We start from the raw sequence: 17,388 nt of genomic DNA, 5'->3' as shown, positions 1-17,388 counted from the left end.
GGGCAGCCCCCGTAGGGACTGTCAAAAACATGGATGTTTTTGCCAAGCCCCCATGGATGGGTTTACGGCGTGTCCCGGAGCGGGGCTGGCCGACGGCCGCCCTGCTCGGATGAACTGAAACGCCAGCCGTTCGCGGAAATCTCAAATGAAAACGGGACGAATGCAATCGCAGCATCCGTCCCGCTTTTACATCGGTAACAACTACGGCTTACAGCCGTTCGCGAATCGTCTGCCGCAGCGCTTCGAGGTCCTTGGCGAATGCGTCGATGCCGGCGGCCAGCTTCTCGGTGGCCATCGGGTCGGCCGCCAGGTCGGCGGCGAATGTTGAGGCGTCGATCGGGGTGACGGTGACCGCTTCGGGGGCGCCCGCCACCAGCTTGCGCGGCAGGTCGCCGTGGTCGGCGTCAAGCTTTTCCAGCAGGTCCGGCGAGATGGTCAGGCGGTCGCAACCGGCCAGTGCTTCGATCTGCGCGGTGGAACGGAACGAGGCGCCCATCACCACCGTCGGCGAGCCGCGGCGCTTGAACTCGGCGTACACGCCACGCACGAACACCACGCCCGGGTCGGCGTCGATGTTGGCCGGGGCCTGGCCGTTGGCCACGTACCAGTCCAGGATCCGGCCGACGAACGGGGAGATCAGGAACGCGCCGGCCTCGCTGCAGGCCAGCGCCTGGGTCGGGTTGAAGATCAGCGTCAGATTGCAGTCGATGCCTTCGGCCTGCAGCTGGCGGGCGGCTTCCACGCCTTCCCAGGTGGCGGCGATCTTGATCAGCACCTTGCTGCGCGGCACGCCGGCCGCTTCGTACATGGCGATGAACTGGCGCGCCTTGGTCACCGTGTTGGCCGTGTCGTGCGCCAGGTCGGCGTCGACTTCGGTGGACACACGGCCCGGCACCAGCGTGCTCAGCAGCGTGCCCACGCCCACGGTGAGGCGGTCGGCCACGGCGTGCACGACGGTTTCGCGCTCGCCCGACTGCTCACGGCCCCAGGCCAGTTCGCGCTCGATCAGTTCGGCATAGACCGGCAGGTCGAGTGCCTTCTTGACCAGCGTGGGATTGGTCGTGCAGTCGACCGGCTTCAGGCGCTTGATCGCCTCGTAATCGCCGGTATCGGCCACGACCACGGACAGGTCGCGCAGCTGCGAAAGTTTGGACGGGGTTGCGGTGCTCATTGCGGCTCCTGGAACGTTACCTGGGCCCTGCGCGGTGCGTGGCAGGGACGATCAAATCTTGGGGGCGTGGACGGCCTTCACCCGCAGGCGCAGTTTGCGGCCGCCAGGTGCATCCCAGTCCATCGACTGGCCAACGGCCAGGCCCAGCAGTGCGGTGCCCACCGGTGCGAGGATGGAGACCTTGCCCTGGTCGACATCGGCTTCGCGCGGGTACACCAGCGTCAGCTCGTGCTTGTCGCCGTGCAGCTCATCTTCGCATTCCACCCGCGAATGCATCATGACCACGCCTTCGGGCATCTGTTCCGGCGCCACGACGGTCGCACGGTTCAACTCATCGGCCAGGGCCAGCGCCGCAGGCGTCTTGGCGACGGTGGGTCCGTCGAGCATGGCCTCGAGGCGGTCCATGTCGTGACTGGAAACGGTGATGGACGGCGGCAGGCCGCTGGCGGTAGACATCTGAAACTCCTTGATTATGGAAGACCCAAGCAAAAGGCGGCGCCTGCTGGCACCGCCTTGTCCTATTGTGCTGCCTATCCGCAGAGTATGCGACCCAGGCCCGGGGCGCCCCGGCATGGCCGGTTCAGCGTGACCGTCAGGCCCGCGCCTGCAGCGGCTGCGGCCGGTCCGGGGCGCCATCGGCGGGGTCCAGCATGAACAATGCCTCCGGCAGCCGCTTGAACTGCTCGGCCAGCTGTTCCAGGAACCCGGTCATGGCCGAGCTGCGCCGCCAGGCCATCGCGATGCGCCGGCTGGGGCGGTCTTCGCCTTCGAAGTCGAGCAGACGGATGTTGTCCGAGCGCGGCACCGGCGGCTTCACCGACAGCGTCGGCAGCAGGGTGATGCCGACGTCGGCCGCAACCATCTGGCGCAGCGTCTCCAGGCTGGTGGCGCGGAATTCGGATTTCTCGTTGGCACCGAACAGCCGGCACACCGCCAGCGCCTGGTCGCGCAGGCAGTGCCCGTCTTCAAGCAGCAGCAGCTTCTGCGAAGACAGTTCCTGCACGTCCAGGTGCAGGCGTCGCGCCAGCGGGTGCTGGCCGGAGACGGCCAACAGGAACGGTTCCTCGAACAGGAACTCGGCGTGCAGCTGGTCGTCGTCCAGGGGCAGTGCCAACAGCGCCGCGTCCAGCCGGCCGTCGCGCAGCCGGTGCAGGAGTTCGTCGCTTTTTTCTTCGACCAGCAGCAGTTCCAGCTGCGGGAAGCGTCCGCGGATGTTGGGGATGACGTGCGGCAGCAGGTAGGGGCCCAGCGTGGGGAAGATGCCCAGCCGGACCGTGCCCGCTTCCGGGTCGCGGCTGCGCCGCGCCGCTTCTTTCAATTGTTCGATTTCGCCCATGATCGAGCGCGCGCGGGCGGCCGCTTCCAGCCCGGCCGGGGTCAGCATCACCTTGCGCGGGGAACGTTCCACCAGCGGCAGGCCCAGCTCATCCTCGAGCTTGCGGATCTGGGTCGAGAGCGTGGGCTGGCTGACGAAGCAGGACGCCGCCGCGCGACCAAAGTGGCGATGGTCAGCCAACGCCACCAGATATTTCAGATCACGTAGGTTCATTTCCTTGTACCTCTAGACGGTAATGGACCGGGCGATGGCGTGGTTTCCCCAGCAGGTAAAAAAGGTTCCCCGCAAGCGGGGAACCGGACGTTTCAGGCAGCTTCGGCGACGGCGCCGCTGCTCTTGGGAACGGTAGTTCGGATCAGGTGGTCAAAAGCGCTCAGCGCGGCCGTCGAACCGGCGCCCATGGCGATGATGATCTGCTTGTAGGGTACGGTTGTGCAATCTCCCGCGGCGAACACGCCCGGAACACTGGTCTGGCCGCGGTCGTCAATGACCACTTCGCCGCGCGGCGACAGCGCCACCGCGTCCTTCAGCCACTCCGTATTGGGCAGCAGCCCGATCTGCACGAAGATGCCTTCCAGCTCGACCCGGTGGGCGTCGCCACCCACGCGGTCCTTGTAGACCAGGCCGTTCACCTTTTGACCATCGCCCAGTACTTCCTGGGTGAGCGCGCTGGTGATGATGGTGACATTGCCCAGGCTGCGCAGCTTCTTCTGCAGGACTTCATCGGCACGGAGTTTGTCGTCGAACTCCAGAAGGGTCACATGCGTCACGATGCCGGCCAGGTCGATCGCCGCTTCCACCCCGGAATTGCCGCCGCCGATCACCGCCACGCGCTTGCCCTTGAACAACGGACCGTCGCAGTGCGGGCAGTAGGCCACGCCCTTGTTGCGGTACTGGTCTTCGCCGGGCACGTTCATCTGGCGCCAGCGCGCACCGGTGGACAGGATTACCGAGCGCGACTTCAGCGATGCGCCGTTCTCCAGCTTGATCCCGACCAGGCCATCGTCGCCGGCCGGCACCAGGCCGCTGGCGCGCTGCAGGTTCATGATGTCCACGTCGTACTCGCGCACGTGCTGTTCCAGTGCCATGGCCAGCTTCGGGCCTTCGGTTTCCTTGACCGAGATGAAGTTCTCGATCGCCATGGTGTCCAGGACCTGGCCACCGAAACGCTCGGCTGCCACGCCGGTACGGATGCCCTTGCGGGCGGCGTAGATCGCTGCAGCGGCGCCGGCCGGGCCGCCGCCGATGACCAGCACGTCGTACGGCGCCTTCGCGGCGATCTTCGCCGCATCGCGCTTGGCCGAACCGGTGTCCAGCTTGGCCACGATCTGCTCCAGGCTCATGCGGCCCTGGTCGAACACTTCGCCGTTGAGGTACACGGTGGGCACGGACATGATCTGGCGTGCTTCGACCTCGGCCGGGAACAGGCCACCGTCGATCGCCACGTGCTGGATGCGCGGGTTCAGCACCGCCGCCAGGTTGAGTGCCTGGACCACGTCCGGGCAGTTCTGGCAGGACAGCGAGAAGTAGGTCTCGAACCGGTACTCGCCTTCCAGCCCCTGCACCTGCTCGATCACCTCGGCCGTTGCCTTGGAGGGGTGGCCGCCGACCTGCAGCAGCGCCAGCACCAGCGAGGTGAATTCGTGGCCCATCGGCAGGCCGGCGAAGGCCAGGTGGATGTCCTGGCCCGGCGTGGTCAGCGCGAAGGAGGGGGTGCGCTCGGCGCCGTCGCGGCGCACGTCGAGGGTGATCTGGCTGGACAGGCTGACCAGGGTTTCCAGCAGCTCCAGCATCTCCTGCGACTTGGCGCCGTCGTCGGCGTGCGCGGTGATCTGGATCGGCCGGGTGACGCGTTCCAGGTAGGTCTTCAGCTGGGACTGGAGGTTGGCATCCAACATCGAAAAACTCCTTGATTCAGGCAAAGGAACTACGTCGACGTACCGCTACGGTACATCTGGGCGGCGTAGGGGTGAACCGAAGCGGGCGCGGGCGCACCGGCTTGGATTCACCCCCACTCCCGTCGCAACGGGAATGGGGATGAGGCGCTGCTTAGATCTTGCCGACCAGGTCCAGCGACGGGGTCAGGGTCTTCTCGCCTTCCTTCCACTTGGCCGGGCACACCTGGTTCGGGTTGGCGGCGGTGAACTGGGCAGCCTTCAGCTTGCGCAGGGTCTCGGAGACGTCACGGGCGATCTCGTTGGAGTGGATCTCCAGGGTCTTGATCACGCCTTCCGGGTTGATGATGAACGTGCCGCGCAGGGCCAGGCCTTCTTCGGCAATGTGCACGCCGAAGGCGTTGGTCAGCTGGTGGGTCGGGTCGCCGACCAGCGGGAACTGGGCCTTGCCGACGGCCGGCGAGGTTTCGTGCCACACCTTGTGCGAGAAGTGGGTGTCGGTGGTGACGATGTACACCTCGGCACCGGCCTTCTGGAACTCGGCGTAATGATCGGCGGCGTCTTCAATCTCGGTCGGGCAGTTGAAGGTGAAGGCGGCCGGCATGAAGATCAGGACCGACCACTGGCCCTTCAGGGTGCTGTCCGACACCTTGATGAATTCGCCATTCTGGTAGGCGTTGGCTTCGAACGGCTTGATCTGGGTGTTGATGAGCGACATCGATATTCCTCGTGGTGAAGGGGGATGGGTGAAGCAGCCAACACAGAGTACCGGCTGGGTTTCGATAAGGAAAATGCATTGATTTCATCAATACGATAGATACAGTCTATCGAAACGGCCTGATCCCCGAGTGAACGCGGGCCGCTATTCATTCGTAGCCTATTGTGTGGAAAGGATTTTCATCATTTCCTCGCGCCGCGCGGTGATAGCCGCAGGTTATCCGCCGGTCGCGGTGCCTGAACCGCCTTTCAGCGTCGCGAGGTGGCTGCGACAACCAGTCGCGGCGGCCGGCCCGTGCCGCCATTGGCCTACACTGCGCCCCCACCGACGCCCAGGCCCGCCATGACCGCCACTCCACAGGAGATCCGCCAGCTGCTTGCCGCCGCCGCCCGCGTGCTGCCCGGGGTGGAAGGCCGGCACGAAGCCGAACTGCTGCTGCTGCATGTGTTGGGGCGTGAGCGCGGCTGGCTGTTCGCGCATGCCACCGACCTGCTCGACCCGGCCACGGCGGAGGCGTTCGCGGCGCTGCTGCAGCGTCGCATTGCCGGTGAGCCGGTGGCCTACCTGCTGGGCCGGCGCGGCTTCTGGACCCTGGACCTGGCGGTCAGCCCGGCCACCTTGATTCCGCGCCCGGAAACCGAACGGCTGGTCGAACTGGCCCTGGAGCGGCTGCCGGAGGGCGTGCCGTTGCGGATCGCCGACCTGGGCACCGGCAGCGGTGCCGTTGCGCTGGCCCTGGCCAGCGAACGTCCGCTGGCGCAGATCGTGGCCACGGACATGAGTGGCGATGCGATCGCGGTCGCTGCCGGCAATGCCCGCCAGCATGGGCTGGCCAACGTCGCGTTCCGGCAGGGATCCTGGCATGCCCCCTTGGCCGAAGAGCGCTTCGACCTGATCGCCAGCAATCCGCCGTACATCGCCAGCGACGACCCGCACCTGGCCCAGGGCGACCTGCGCTTCGAACCGGCTACCGCGCTAGCCTCCGGCCACGACGGGCTGGACGACATCCGCCTGATCATCGCCGGCGCGCCCGCGCACCTGCAGCCGGGCGGTTGGCTGCTGGTGGAACATGGGTGGGACCAGGGCGAAGCGATCCGCGCGCTGCTGGAGGGCGCCGGATTCGTCGAGGTGGAAACCGCGCTGGACCTGGAGCAGCGCGACCGGGTGAGCCTGGGACGGTGGCCCACCACCCAGCGGTAGAATGAGCGACCGTGATTCCACTGGAGCTCCACCCATGCGCACGCTGTACCCGGCCATCACCCCCTACGACGTTGGCAGCCTGAAGGTCGACGACCGCCACACGCTGTATTTCGAACAGTGCGGCAATCCGCAGGGCAAGCCGGTGGTGATGCTGCACGGCGGCCCCGGTGGCGGCTGCAGCGACAAGATGCGCCAGTTCCACGATCCGGCCAAGTACCGCATCATCCTGTTCGACCAGCGCGGTGCTGGCCGTTCCACCCCGCACGCCGACCTGGTGGACAACACCACCTGGGATCTGGTGGCCGACATCGAGAAGCTGCGCGAGCACCTGAAGGTAGAACGCTGGCAGGTCTTCGGCGGCAGCTGGGGTTCGACCCTGGCACTGGCCTATGCCCAGACCCACCCGCAGCAGGTCACCGAGCTGGTGCTGCGTGGCATCTTCATGCTGCGCCGCTGGGAACTGGAATGGTTCTACCAGGAAGGCGCCAACCGCCTGTTCCCCGATGCGTGGGAACACTACCTGGCGCCGATCCCGGCGGTGGAACGCCACGACCTTATTTCCGCCTTCCACCGCCGCCTCACCAGCGACGATGAAGCCACCCGCCTGGCCGCGGCCAAGGCGTGGAGCGTGTGGGAAGGGGCCACCAGCTTCCTGCACGTGGATGCCGACTTCGTGAACAGCCATGAAGATCCGCGCTTCGCGCTGGCCTTCGCGCGCATCGAGAACCACTACTTCGTCAACGGCGGCTTCTTCGAGGTCGAAGAACAGCTGCTGCGCGACGCGCACCGCATCGCCGACATCCCGGGCGTGATCGTGCACGGCCGTTACGACGTGGTCTGCCCGCTGCAGAATGCGTGGGAGCTGCACAAGGCCTGGCCGAAATCCACGCTCGAGATCAGCCCGGCATCGGGTCATTCCGCGTTCGAGGCAGAGACCATCGATGCGCTGGTGCGCGCCACGGATGGCTTTGCCGCCTGATCCACGTACCCAGCCACCTGCCAGGGCGGAAGGGTAGGCCACGACCGTGGGTCGTGGCCGGCGGTCACCAGGTGCCGGCGGACAACGCGTCGGCCAGCACCTTCAATTTCGGCGAGGCCTGCCGCGACGGCGGATAGACCAGCGACAACGCCCGCGTGCGGCCTTCGAAGGGTTCCAGCACGCGCACCAGGCGGCCGTCCGCCAACGCATCGGCTACTGCGAAATCCATGACCTGTACGATGCCGACCCCGGCCAGCGCGCCTTCCACCAGTGGATCGCCGCTGTCGAACACCATCCGCGCGGGCGCGGTGAAGTCGCGCAGCCCATCGCCGTCGCGGAACTGCCAGTCCACCAGCCGTCCGCTGCGCAGGTTGCGCACCGCCAGGCAGGTGTGGTCCTGCAGCGCATCGACGCTTTCCGGCGCGCCATGCCGGGCGATGTAGCCGGGTGAGGCCACGGTTACCCAACGCAGCGGCCGCAGCGGCCGCGCCACCATGCGCACGTCGCTGATCGGGCCGGTGCGCAGGGCGGCGTCGAAGCCTTCTTCGACCAGGTCCACCAGGCGGTCGTTGAGCACCAGCTCGAACTGCAGCTGCGGGTAGCGGGCCATCAGCTGTCCGGTCAACGGCACCAGCACCTTGCGCCCGAACATCGACGGTGCGGTCAGCTTGAGCACACCCGAGGGCGTGCAGGGGCGGTCGCCCAGCCGGCGCTCGGCATCCTCCAGCCCGCACAACAGGGGCGTGCAGTGCTCCACGAACTGGCGTCCATCCGGGGTCAGGCTGACCGCGCGGGTGGTGCGCTGGAGCAGGCGTACGCCCAGTTCGCTTTCCAGCCGGCCGATTGCGCGCGACAACCCCGACTGGCTGATGCCAAGCTGCCCGGCGGCCGCCGTGAAACTGCGGGCTTCGGCCACCTGCACCAGCATGCGCACGGCATTGAGATCCATGGCGACGTCCGATTAATGCGAAAATGCATGACAGAAATCGAAGTATCCGGGTTTATTTGTTCGACGTCATCAATGAGACTGCCCGCCTCCCCCTCGTACCCACCGGCATGACCCACTCCGCACCTGCTTTCCCGCCCCGCCTGGCGTTGACCCTGCTGGCCATGGCCCAGCTGATCATCGCGCTGGACGCCACCATCATTTTCGTGGCCCTGCATGAGATGGGCGTGCAGCTGGGCATCAACGCCCAGCAGCTGCAGTGGATCGTCAGCGCCTACACCGTGGCCTTCGGCGGCTGCCTGCTGCTGGGCGGTCGCGCCGCCGACCTGATCGGCCGGCGCCGGGTCTATCGCAGCGGCATGGCGCTGTTCGCCCTGGCCTCGCTGGTGGGTGGGCTCAGCAGCAGCGGCGGGGTGTTGATCGCCGCACGCGCCGTGCAGGGCATCGGCGCAGCGCTGCTGTTCCCGGCCACGTTGTCGTTGATCAGCACGCTCTACGCCGAAGGGGCAGCGCGCAACCGGGCGCTGGCGATCTGGTCGATGGCCAGCGCCGGCGGCCTGGCGCTGGGTACGCTGCTCGGTGGCGTGCTCACCCAGAGCTTCGGCTGGTCGTCTGTGCTGCTGGTGATCGTGCCCTTCGCCAGCGCCTGCGCGCTGCTGGCAGGCTGGTGGCTGCCGCGCGATGCGGCGAAGCTGCGCGGCCGCTCGTTCGACCTGGCCGGCTGCCTGACCGTCACGCTGGGCGGCAGCCTGCTGGTGACCACGCTGGTGCAGGCGCCGGAGTGGGGCTGGGCCGCGCCGCGCACGCTGGGCTGCCTGTTGGCCTCCGCGGCGCTGCTGGCCGCCTTCGTGGCGATCGAACAGCGCAGCCGCGACCCGTTGATGCAGTTTTCGCTGCTGCGCCTGCGCAGCCTGCGCGCTGCCATGCTGTTGACGATGGTGTTCATGAGCAGCTTCGGCGTGCAGTACTACTTCCTGGCGCTGTACTTCCAGGATGGCTACGGCTGGAGCGCGCTGCAGGCCGGCCTGGCGTTCCTGCCACCCACGCTGGTGTGCACGTTCGGCATCCGCATCAGCGAACGGATGCTGCGCCGGCGTTCGCCGCGCCAGGTGCTGGCACTGGGCATGGCCGCCGGCGCGATCGGCATCGGCGCGGTGGCGGTGGCGCTGCCATATGGCGCCACTTACTGGGCGCTGCTGCCGGGGATCGTGGTGCTGAGCATCGGCCAGGGCATGACCTGGACGGCAATGTGGATCGTGGCCGGGCAGGGCGTGCCGGCCACGCAGCAGGGCGTGGCCTCGGGCATGGCCGCCACCGCGCAGCAGATCGGGGGCGCACTGGGCCTGGCGCTGCTGGTGATGCTGGCCAATGCGAACCGCAGCACCAGCGCGGTGGGAACCAGCCCCGAAGCACTGCAGGGGCTGGTCCATGCGCAGTACGGCGCGGCGCTGTTCGCATTGCTGGGCGTGGCCGTAGCGCTGTGGCTGCGCCCGGAGAAAACCGGCGCCGCCGTGCCGGTTACGGAGTTGGCCGCGCGGTAACGTCCAGCGCGGTGAAAACCCGCGCCAAGCGTTCGGCCCACGCGCGCTGACCGGCGGCATCGGCGATCAGGTCCTGGCGGATTTCCAGCTCAACGTGCAGCAGCCCGCGGCCTTCGCCATGCACCGGCACCGCGTAATCGCTGGTGCTGCTGACCGAGTACGGTTCGTTGTCGCCCACCACCAGGTCGCCTTCGTCGCGCAGTGCCTGCAGCAGCGCATGCGCCAGGCGCGTGTCCTGGTGGTACAGCACCCCGGCATGCCACGGCCGGTCCGCACCGTTCATGCGCGGGGTGAAGCTGTGCATCATCACCAGCAACGTCGGGCGCTGCTGCCCGGCGCGTGCATCCAGCTCGGCGGCAATGCGCGAATGGTAGGGCGCGTGGATCGCATCGATGCGCTGCTGGCGCTGCGCGGCCGACAGCCCGGCGTTGCCCGGCACAACGGTATGGTCGCTGACCTCGGGAATCAGCGTCGGCGACGCCAACGGACGGTTGCAGTCGATCACCAGCCGCGAATAGGTCTGCGTGATCGCCCACGCGTCGAGCAACCGCGCCAGTTCGCGGGTGACCCCGGCAATGCCGATGTCCCACCCGATATGGCGGTCGCGCTCGACCTGCGGCAGCCCCAGGTCCGCCAGCACCTCCGGCACCTGCTGGCCGGCGTGGTCGGCGATCAGCATATACGGCGAACGCCCGGCCGGATGCAGCACGGTGAACGGTGCCGGATCTTCCGCGCCAAGCAGGGGCGCGGCCGCCAGCGGAAGCGCGCGGGAGTCAGCCACGTGCGGTCCCATCCAGGTGGTGCTCGATCATCCACAGCCCAGCCCACAACTTCGCGTCCAGCTGGTAGCCCTGGCCCATCTTCTCCACCAGCCAGGCCGCCGCGCGGGCGCGCGGCACCTCATGCACGGTGATGTCCTCGCTGGCATCGCCGCCGCCTTCGCCGACCCTGCGCAGGCCGGTGGCGCGCACGAAGGCGATTTTCTCGCTGCTGGCACCGGAGGAGGTCGGGCCGATCATCAACACTTCGGCATGCTCGGCGGTCCAGCCGGTTTCTTCTTCCAGCTCGCGCACGGCCGAGTCTTCAATCGATTCTCCCGCGTCGATATCGCCCACCAGGCCGGCCGGCATCTCGATCGTGTTGGCCTGCAGCGGCACGCGGAACTGCTCGACGAACAGCACATTGTCGTCGGGGGTGACGGCGATGATGATCGCGGCCAGTCCGCCGGCGTGGGTGCGTTCGCTGTACTCCCACGAGCCGCGCACGACCATGCGCTGGTACTTGCCTTCGTAGACGACCTTCGGGGCTTGCGTGTTGGGGTTCATGCGAACTCGCTGGCGGGAGAAGAAATATCGGGAATGCCGGCGGCGTTGAACAGCCGGCGGCGGGTCAGCGGACCAAAGCGCAGCGCCTCGCACAGGCCCTGCAGCATCTGCGGATCGGCGCTGGAACGGCTGAAATCGGCCTGCGCCGCATCCAGCGGTGCATCCAGCGCGATGGTGGTGAGCTGCCGCCACAGCAGTGCATGCTCGCGCTGCTCGCGCAGCCGCACCGCCATCTGGGCGGCGCCGCGCAGGCGCAGGAACGGCACTTCATCCAGCCGCTCGTAGAGGGTGTCCAGGCTGCCGAAATGGGCCAGCAGCACGGCGGCCGACTTGGCGCCGACGCCGCTCACCCCGGGAATGTTGTCGACCGCATCGCCGCACAGTGCCAGGTAATCGGCGATCTGGTGCGCATGCACGCCGTGGCGGGCCTTGACCCCGGCCATGCCCCAGCGCTGGTTGCGGGCGTAATCCCATTGCTCGTCATGCTCGAACAGCAGCTGCGACAGGTCCTTGTCGGCCGAGATGATCACCCCGCGCATGCCGGCCGGGCGGCGCGCATGCAGCGCACTGCCGATCAGGTCGTCGGCCTCGTACTCGTGGTGGGCCAGCACGGCCAGGCCCAGCGCGCTGCACAGCGCCTTGCAGTGCGCGAACTGGCGGCGCAGCGCGTCGGGCGCGGGATCGCGGTTGGCCTTGTAGGCAGCATAGAGGGTGTGGCGGAAGCAGCTGTCCAGCGCCTCGTCGAAGGCGATGGCGATGTGCTGTGGGCGCTCGCGCTCCAGCAGGTCGAGCAGGAAGCGGGCAAAGCCATGTACCGCGTTGGTCGGCCAGCCCTGCTGGTCCTGGAATTCATCGGGCATCGAATGCCAGGCCCGGAACACGTACAGGCTGGCATCCACGAGGTAGAGAGGCGTGTGCACTCAGCCCACCCAGTCCTGCAGCAGCGCGGCCGGATCAGGGCGCTCGCGTTCGGGCACGGCGGTCTTCGGGGTGCCGATATGGATGAAACCCACGATCTGCTCATGCTCGGCCAGGCCCAGGTGGGCATGCACGGCCGTGTCGAACGCCATCCAGGCGGTCAGCCACTGGGCGCCAAAGCCCAGCGCCTGCGCGGCCTGCAACAGGGCGAAGCAGACGCAGCCGGCGGTCATCAGCTGCTCCAGCTCCGGCACCTTCGGGCTGGGCGTAGGCGCGGCGATGACGGTGATGATCAGCGGGGCATGCGAAAAGCGCAGCCGGTCCTTCTCGACCTGTGCATCGGAGGCAGTGGGGTCGCGCTCGCGGCTGCGCCGGGCCAGGAACTCACCCAGCTGCAGGCGGGCATCGCCGGCGATGCGCAGGAAGCGGTAGGGCACCCGCTTGCCGTGGTCGGGCACGCGCACGGCCGAGGTCAGCATCCGCTGCAGGGTGGCCGGGTCCGGTCCGGGCGCGCCCAGTTGCAGGGCGGGAACCGAACGGCGGGCGTCCAGGGCTTGCAGCGCAGGGGAGTCGAGCATGGGGTCTCTGTCGGGCTTCGGGGTGGCCCTGATTATAGTCGGGGCAGTTTGTGACCCGTCTTCCGGCGATCTCCTGCCCATTTGCGACAAAACGTGATGAACCTCACTTAATTAATGGCACTCCTTCACGTCGCTGTACTCGCTTCCCACCCGCGCTGGCCTTACGATACAAGGCCTGCCGGCACCCGGGTCATGAGGTTCAAAGTGCGGACTGTTTCACTGTCCCTGACCGGTGGGGCGTCCTACCATCCGTGTGCTGGTGTCTTGGGGACGCCCGTGCCTGTTGTATCCATGCTGCATTCTGTACCAGCGAGGGTGGGGAGCCTTTTCGCATGATCGCCACGCCCAACGTATCGGGACAGCCGGGTCGCGACCCGGCGCTGTTGAAGCTTGCACGCGAGGCCGCCCTGCCGGGCCTGGCCGAGTCGTTCGCGACCGTGATCGCCCGCTTCGACGACGTGCTGTTCGACCGTGCCGGCACCGCTGGCGCGTCGCAGCTGCTGTTCCTCGATGGCATGCGTGAACTGCGTCGGCGCCGTGAAGACATCGTGGCCGGTTTCCGCGGGCACCTGGCCAGGGCCTGGGACGCGCTGGAGCATGCTGAGCCGCTGTCGGCCGAAGCCACGCTGGCCGGTGCGGGCGGGGAAGGGCTCAGCCTGGTCCCCGAGCACGTGCTGGAATCGCGGCTGGCGGTGCGCAACTTCGCCACCGTGCTGCTGCGCGACTGGAAGCCGGTACTGGGCCGGCTTGACCGCCGCCTGGGCTGGATTGCCGGCGGGCTGGAACTGAACGCCGACAGCAACCCGATCAGCCCCGAACACATCGGCGTGGCCATCCATGAGGCCTTCGCAGACTGTGAACTGGCGCCGGAAGTGCGCCTGGTGCTGATCAAGCTGTGCGAGCGCGACCTGCACGCGCCGATCGGCAAGCGTTACGAGAAACTCGACGAACAACTCGCCGCTGCTGGTGTGATGCCGCAGATGGCCGCCCCGCGCCGCGCCGCGCCGCGTCCGCCCACGCCCACGCCCCGGCAGGAGCTGGACGAGCTGGTCCAGGCCCTGGAAACCGAAAGCGGCGCAGCCGACGACGGTGCGGCCCCGGCCTGGGCACGGCGCTTCGCCGACCGCTGGGCGGCCAGCCGTGGCCGCATGCAGTCGGCGCAGGCCGCGCATGACCATGCAGCCGAAGGCCCGGACGGGATGAGCGGAAACCAGGGCATGTTGCTGGAAGCGCTGCACGAGCTGTTGCAGCAGACCCGGCATGTCCGCGAAGACGCGACCTCCGCCGCAAGCGTGGCGGTGGGCCAACAGCGCCCATTGAGCCAGCGCGAAATGATGTCGGTGCTGTCGCTGCTGCAGGCCACGCCGAGTGCGACCCTGCGCGCGGCGATCGGCGAAGACGGCGAATCGCTGGCGCAGCGGCTGAAGAGCGAAGTGCTGTCCGGGGCAACCCGGCTCGGCGTGGACCCGGCGCAGGCGCGCCTGGACCCGCAGGATGAAGATGCGATCGACCTGGTGGGCATGCTGTTCGATGTGATGCTGGACGAGCGCGACCTGGAAGGTCGCTCGCGCGAGCTGATCGGCCGGCTGGTGGTGCCCTTCGTGAAGGTGGCCATGCTCGACCGCCGCATGTTCGTGCAGAAGACCCACCCGGCGCGCAAGCTGCTCAATTCGCTGGCCGAGGCCTGCGAAGGCAACACCGGCGAGAGCCAGGCCGAGCGCGTGCTGATGGGCAAGGTCGAGGAAATCATCGAGCGGCTGGTGGCCGAGTTCAACGAGAACCTGGCCATCTTCCTGACGTTGGAAGAAGAATTCCGCGACTTCCTGGCCCAGCACCGCCGCCGCATCGAAATCGCCGAGCGCCGCGCGGCCGAGACCCAGCGCGGCCAGGAAAAGCTGGAAGTGGCGCGCACCCGCGCGGCATCCGAACTGGACTGGCGGATTGCCGATACGGCACTGCCGCAGGCCATCGGCGATTTCCTGCGGCAGCCGTGGCAGCACCATCTCACCTTGGCGGTGCTGCGCGAAGGCGACGACGGCCCTTCCGTGAGCGAGGCGCTCGCGTTGGCGGACGGGATCCTGGAAGAAGTGTCCGAAGCCCGGCGCCAGATCGTCGGCAAGCCGTGGCTGCAGGCATGGCACCCGGTGCTGCGCAAGGTGTTTGCCAGTGTCGGCGTACACGCCGATGGCGCCAACGCGGCGATCGATTCGCTGCATGACACGCTGCAGTCCATTGCCGAATCGCGCCCGGAACTGGAACGCGCGCTGCCGGAGCTGCCCCACGTGGTCCTGCCGACGCCGCCGCCTGCGGACAGCGCGGGCGTGGAGCTGGGCAGCAAGGTCGACGTCACCGATTTCGACAATGCCGATGCCGACCGTTTCCGCGGCCTGGAAATCGGCAGCTGGCTCGATTTCGTCGACAAGGACGGCAAAGTCCAGGCCGGCAAACTTTCCTGGGTCAGCCCGATCTCGCAGCGCCTGCTGTTCGTGAACCGACGCGGCGTGCGTTTCTGCGTGGCCTCGCCGGAAGAACTGGCGGTCATGGTGCGCCTCGGCCGCCTGCGCGCGCACATCGACGACGGCGCCTTCGACAGCGCCATGCAGGGCGTGATCGATCGCCTGGACACCAAGGGCGCTACGGTTCACTGAGGTTGCCGCTTGCAGCAACGTCAACGTCAAAGGCAGCGTTTCGGTTGCTACGTGGCGGGGAGGCCGACGGGCAGCCCCTTACGGGACACGCCGTAAACCCATCCCTGGGGGCTTGGCAAAAACATCCATGTTTTTGACAGTCCCTACAGGGGCTGCCCGCCGGCCTCCCCCGACAGCGGATCGCGCGCGGATGGAAGAACAGCCACGCAGGGCGTGGCTCTACGCGGATCACATGGGGCAGGGTAGGGTCGGTTCCCAAACGACTGCCGTTGTACCGTCCGCGCCCGGTAACGCATGGAGCTGATCAAAACGGCTTTTGACTTCCGATGGCCACCGACCAACCGTCAGAGGGTCGGCGGGTGCGGGGGTACGGGGGCTTTGCGAAACATGGATGTTTCGCAAGAGCCCCCATGGATGGGTTCACGGCGCCCCCCGTACCCCCGCACCCGCCGGCCCTGCGCGATAACCCGTCAGGCAATGGCTGTCCGCCTGAATGCATGAAGCTGCCGGCCAACGGCCGGCACCCAAGCGACATCGGATTCAAGGCAGCGCTTCCAGCGGAAAGACATCCAAACCAGCCAATCGGGTTACGATCCCACCACTTACCGCTGCTCGGGGACATGCATGGCTGTCGAGGTGTTGGGGGTCAAGGAACACGCGCAGGGCGAACGCCGCGTAGCGCTGACGCCGGAAACGGCGCGCAAGTACATCGCGCTGGGCGCTGCCGTGTGGATCGAACCGGGCGCCGGCACGCGCGCCGGCTTTACCGACCAGGCCTACCTGGATGTCGGCGCGCAGCTCGCCGATGACACCCGCCTGGGCCAGGCCGACATCGTGCTGTGCGTGCAGCCGCCGGAAACCGCGCGGCTGCGCCAGCTCAAATCCGGTGCCAGCCTGGTCGGCATGCTGCACCCGCAGGCCGACGCCGAACGCGCCGGCGTGATCCAGTCAGGTGGGCTGCAGGCATTTCCGTTGGAGCGCCTGCCGCGTACCACCCGTGCACAGTCCATGGACGTGCTCAGTTCGCAGGCCGGCATGGCCGGCTACAAGGCCACCCTGATTGCCGCCCAGCTGGCACCGCGCTTCTTCCCCATGCTGACCACCGCCGCCGGCACCATCCGGCCGTCGCGCGTGCTGGTGGTGGGCGCCGGCGTAGCCGGCCTGCAGGCCATTGCCACCGCGCGCCGGCTTGGGGCGCAGGTGGAGGGCTTCGATGTGCGCCCCGAAACCCGCGAACAGATTGAATCGCTCGGCGGCAAGTTCCTTGACCTTGGCGTCAGCGCGGCGGGCGAGGGCGGTTACGCCCGTCCGTTGACCGACGACGAGCGGGCCGAGCAGCAGCGCCGGCTGGGCGAGCACCTGCGGTTGGTCGATGTGGTGATCTGTACCGCCGCCGTGCCCGGCCGCCCCGCGCCGAAGATCGTCACCAGCGCGATGGTGCAGGGCATGCGCCCAGGCAGCGTGGTCGTGGACCTGGCGGCTGAAACCGGCGGCAACTGCGAGGCCACCCGGCCGGGCGAAACCGTCGACGTCGGCGGCGTCACCGTGGACGGCCCGCTCAACCTGGCCAGCCAGGGTGCGGTGCACGCCAGTGAGATGTATGCGCGCAACCTCTACAACTTCGTCGCGCTGTTCCTGAAGGATGGCGCGGTGGCGTTTGACTGGGACGATGAGCTGCTGGCGAAAACGCGCTGGATTGCGAACTGATATCGCTACCGCGGCGGCAGATCCTTGACCGGATTGGCCTTCAGCCATTCCTGCCGCTGCTCCGGGCTCATGCTGCCCCAGCGCTCTCGCAGCGCATCGCGCTGGGCCGGGGTCATGCCGCGCATCTGCGCGAACAGCGCGCGGGCCTGCTCGCGCTGCTCCGGACTCATGTTCTCGAAACGGTGGCGGCCGCGCCGCGCCAGCTCGCGCTGTTCCGGGGTCATGCTCTGCCAACGCTGGCCATGCTGCAACATGCGCTCTCGCTGTGGCGGCGGCGCGTCGTTCCAGCGGTCGCGTACCGGCGCGATCAGCGCATCCCGCTGCTGCGGGGTGAGCTTGTCCCACTCGGGCAGCGTCGAGGTCTGCGCGGCGCTGGCCGCGCTCAGCGAGAGCAGTACCAGTGCCAGGGTCAGTCGCGGTTTCATG

16 protein-coding genes are annotated in these 17,388 nt (G+C 67.8%); 5 read left to right on the top strand and 11 right to left on the bottom strand.

The window, feature by feature from the left end:
* Positions 1 to 208: 208 nt before the first annotated feature.
* The 5 genes from V9K91_RS19120 to ahpC form a co-directional block, all read right to left on the bottom strand.
* Positions 209 to 1,171, bottom strand: a complete 963-nt coding sequence (locus tag V9K91_RS19120) for a transaldolase (RefSeq protein ID WP_336443796.1) — start codon at positions 1,169 to 1,171, stop codon at positions 209 to 211.
* Between the two features lie 51 nt (positions 1,172 to 1,222).
* Positions 1,223 to 1,627 (bottom strand): nucleoside diphosphate kinase regulator, encoded by a 405-nt coding sequence (rnk, locus tag V9K91_RS19115; RefSeq protein WP_068849359.1) that lies wholly within the window; start codon positions 1,625 to 1,627, stop codon positions 1,223 to 1,225.
* Positions 1,628 to 1,763: 136 nt separating this feature from the next.
* Positions 1,764 to 2,720 (bottom strand): LysR substrate-binding domain-containing protein, encoded by a 957-nt coding sequence (locus V9K91_RS19110; RefSeq protein WP_068849361.1) that lies wholly within the window; start codon positions 2,718 to 2,720, stop codon positions 1,764 to 1,766.
* 92 nt (positions 2,721 to 2,812) lie between these two features.
* Positions 2,813 to 4,405, bottom strand: coding sequence for an alkyl hydroperoxide reductase subunit F (gene ahpF / locus V9K91_RS19105; RefSeq protein ID WP_336443795.1), 1,593 nt, complete (start codon positions 4,403 to 4,405; stop codon positions 2,813 to 2,815).
* A 151-nt stretch (positions 4,406 to 4,556) separates the two neighbouring features.
* Positions 4,557 to 5,120 carry an alkyl hydroperoxide reductase subunit C gene (gene ahpC / locus V9K91_RS19100; RefSeq protein WP_068849365.1) on the bottom strand — a complete coding sequence of 188 codons (564 nt, stop codon included), beginning with the start codon at positions 5,118 to 5,120 and terminating at the stop codon, positions 4,557 to 4,559.
* Between the two features lie 342 nt (positions 5,121 to 5,462).
* Between ahpC and prmC the strand changes: the two genes are divergently transcribed.
* Entirely contained in the window at positions 5,463 to 6,320 is an 858-nt protein-coding gene (prmC, locus tag V9K91_RS19095; RefSeq protein ID WP_336443794.1) for a peptide chain release factor N(5)-glutamine methyltransferase, read from the top strand.
* 34 nt (positions 6,321 to 6,354) lie between these two features.
* Entirely contained in the window at positions 6,355 to 7,299 is a 945-nt protein-coding gene (gene pip / locus V9K91_RS19090) for a prolyl aminopeptidase (protein ID WP_068849368.1), read from the top strand.
* Positions 7,300 to 7,363: 64 nt separating this feature from the next.
* On the opposite strand, the gene V9K91_RS19085 is transcribed toward pip, so the two are convergent.
* A complete protein-coding gene (locus V9K91_RS19085) occupies positions 7,364 to 8,248 on the bottom strand; it encodes a LysR family transcriptional regulator (protein WP_336443793.1) in 885 nt (294 codons plus the stop codon).
* A 107-nt stretch (positions 8,249 to 8,355) separates the two neighbouring features.
* Between V9K91_RS19085 and V9K91_RS19080 the strand changes: the two genes are divergently transcribed.
* Complete coding sequence (locus tag V9K91_RS19080; protein ID WP_249833783.1) at positions 8,356 to 9,786, top strand: MFS transporter; 1,431 nt, start codon at positions 8,356 to 8,358, stop codon at positions 9,784 to 9,786.
* On the opposite strand, the gene V9K91_RS19075 is transcribed toward V9K91_RS19080, so the two are convergent.
* The 4 genes from V9K91_RS19075 to V9K91_RS19060 are packed head-to-tail and all read right to left on the bottom strand — an operon-like array spanning position 9,764 to position 12,607.
* On the bottom strand, positions 9,764 to 10,567 hold the full coding sequence (locus V9K91_RS19075) for an N-formylglutamate amidohydrolase (RefSeq protein ID WP_336443792.1): 804 nt from the start codon (positions 10,565 to 10,567) through the stop codon (positions 9,764 to 9,766). The two genes, V9K91_RS19080 and V9K91_RS19075, sit on opposite strands and share 23 nt — an antisense overlap.
* Complete coding sequence (locus tag V9K91_RS19070; RefSeq protein ID WP_068849376.1) at positions 10,560 to 11,111, bottom strand: NUDIX hydrolase; 552 nt, start codon at positions 11,109 to 11,111, stop codon at positions 10,560 to 10,562. Before V9K91_RS19070 ends, V9K91_RS19075 begins: the two co-directional genes overlap by 8 nt.
* On the bottom strand, positions 11,108 to 12,031 hold the full coding sequence (locus tag V9K91_RS19065) for a 5'-3' exonuclease H3TH domain-containing protein (protein ID WP_336443791.1): 924 nt from the start codon (positions 12,029 to 12,031) through the stop codon (positions 11,108 to 11,110). Before V9K91_RS19065 ends, V9K91_RS19070 begins: the two co-directional genes overlap by 4 nt.
* Positions 12,032 to 12,607 (bottom strand): nitroreductase, encoded by a 576-nt coding sequence (locus tag V9K91_RS19060; protein WP_336443790.1) that lies wholly within the window; start codon positions 12,605 to 12,607, stop codon positions 12,032 to 12,034. It abuts the gene before it with no gap.
* A gap of 332 nt (positions 12,608 to 12,939) precedes the next feature.
* On the opposite strand from V9K91_RS19060, the gene V9K91_RS19055 reads away from it, so the two are divergent.
* Together V9K91_RS19055 and V9K91_RS19050 are read left to right on the top strand one after the other, a co-directional pair.
* Positions 12,940 to 15,255, top strand: a complete 2,316-nt coding sequence (locus V9K91_RS19055; protein ID WP_095364639.1) for a DUF1631 domain-containing protein — start codon at positions 12,940 to 12,942, stop codon at positions 15,253 to 15,255.
* Between the two features lie 624 nt (positions 15,256 to 15,879).
* Positions 15,880 to 16,962, top strand: a complete 1,083-nt coding sequence (locus tag V9K91_RS19050; RefSeq protein WP_336442934.1) for an NAD(P) transhydrogenase subunit alpha — start codon at positions 15,880 to 15,882, stop codon at positions 16,960 to 16,962.
* Positions 16,963 to 16,967: 5 nt separating this feature from the next.
* Here the strand turns inward: V9K91_RS19050 and V9K91_RS19045 are convergent, their stop codons facing one another.
* Positions 16,968 to 17,387: a DUF3106 domain-containing protein gene (locus V9K91_RS19045; RefSeq protein WP_068849384.1), complete on the bottom strand. Its 420-nt coding sequence runs from the start codon at positions 17,385 to 17,387 to the stop codon at positions 16,968 to 16,970.
* Between the last annotated feature and the right edge of the window lies 1 nt (position 17,388).

Source organism: Stenotrophomonas sp. CCNWLW57 (assembly GCF_037203925.1).
GTDB lineage: Bacteria > Pseudomonadota > Gammaproteobacteria > Xanthomonadales > Xanthomonadaceae > Stenotrophomonas > Stenotrophomonas rhizophila_A.
Note: the sequence above shows the minus strand (reverse complement) of the source record. Positions and strands in the feature narration are given on the sequence as shown.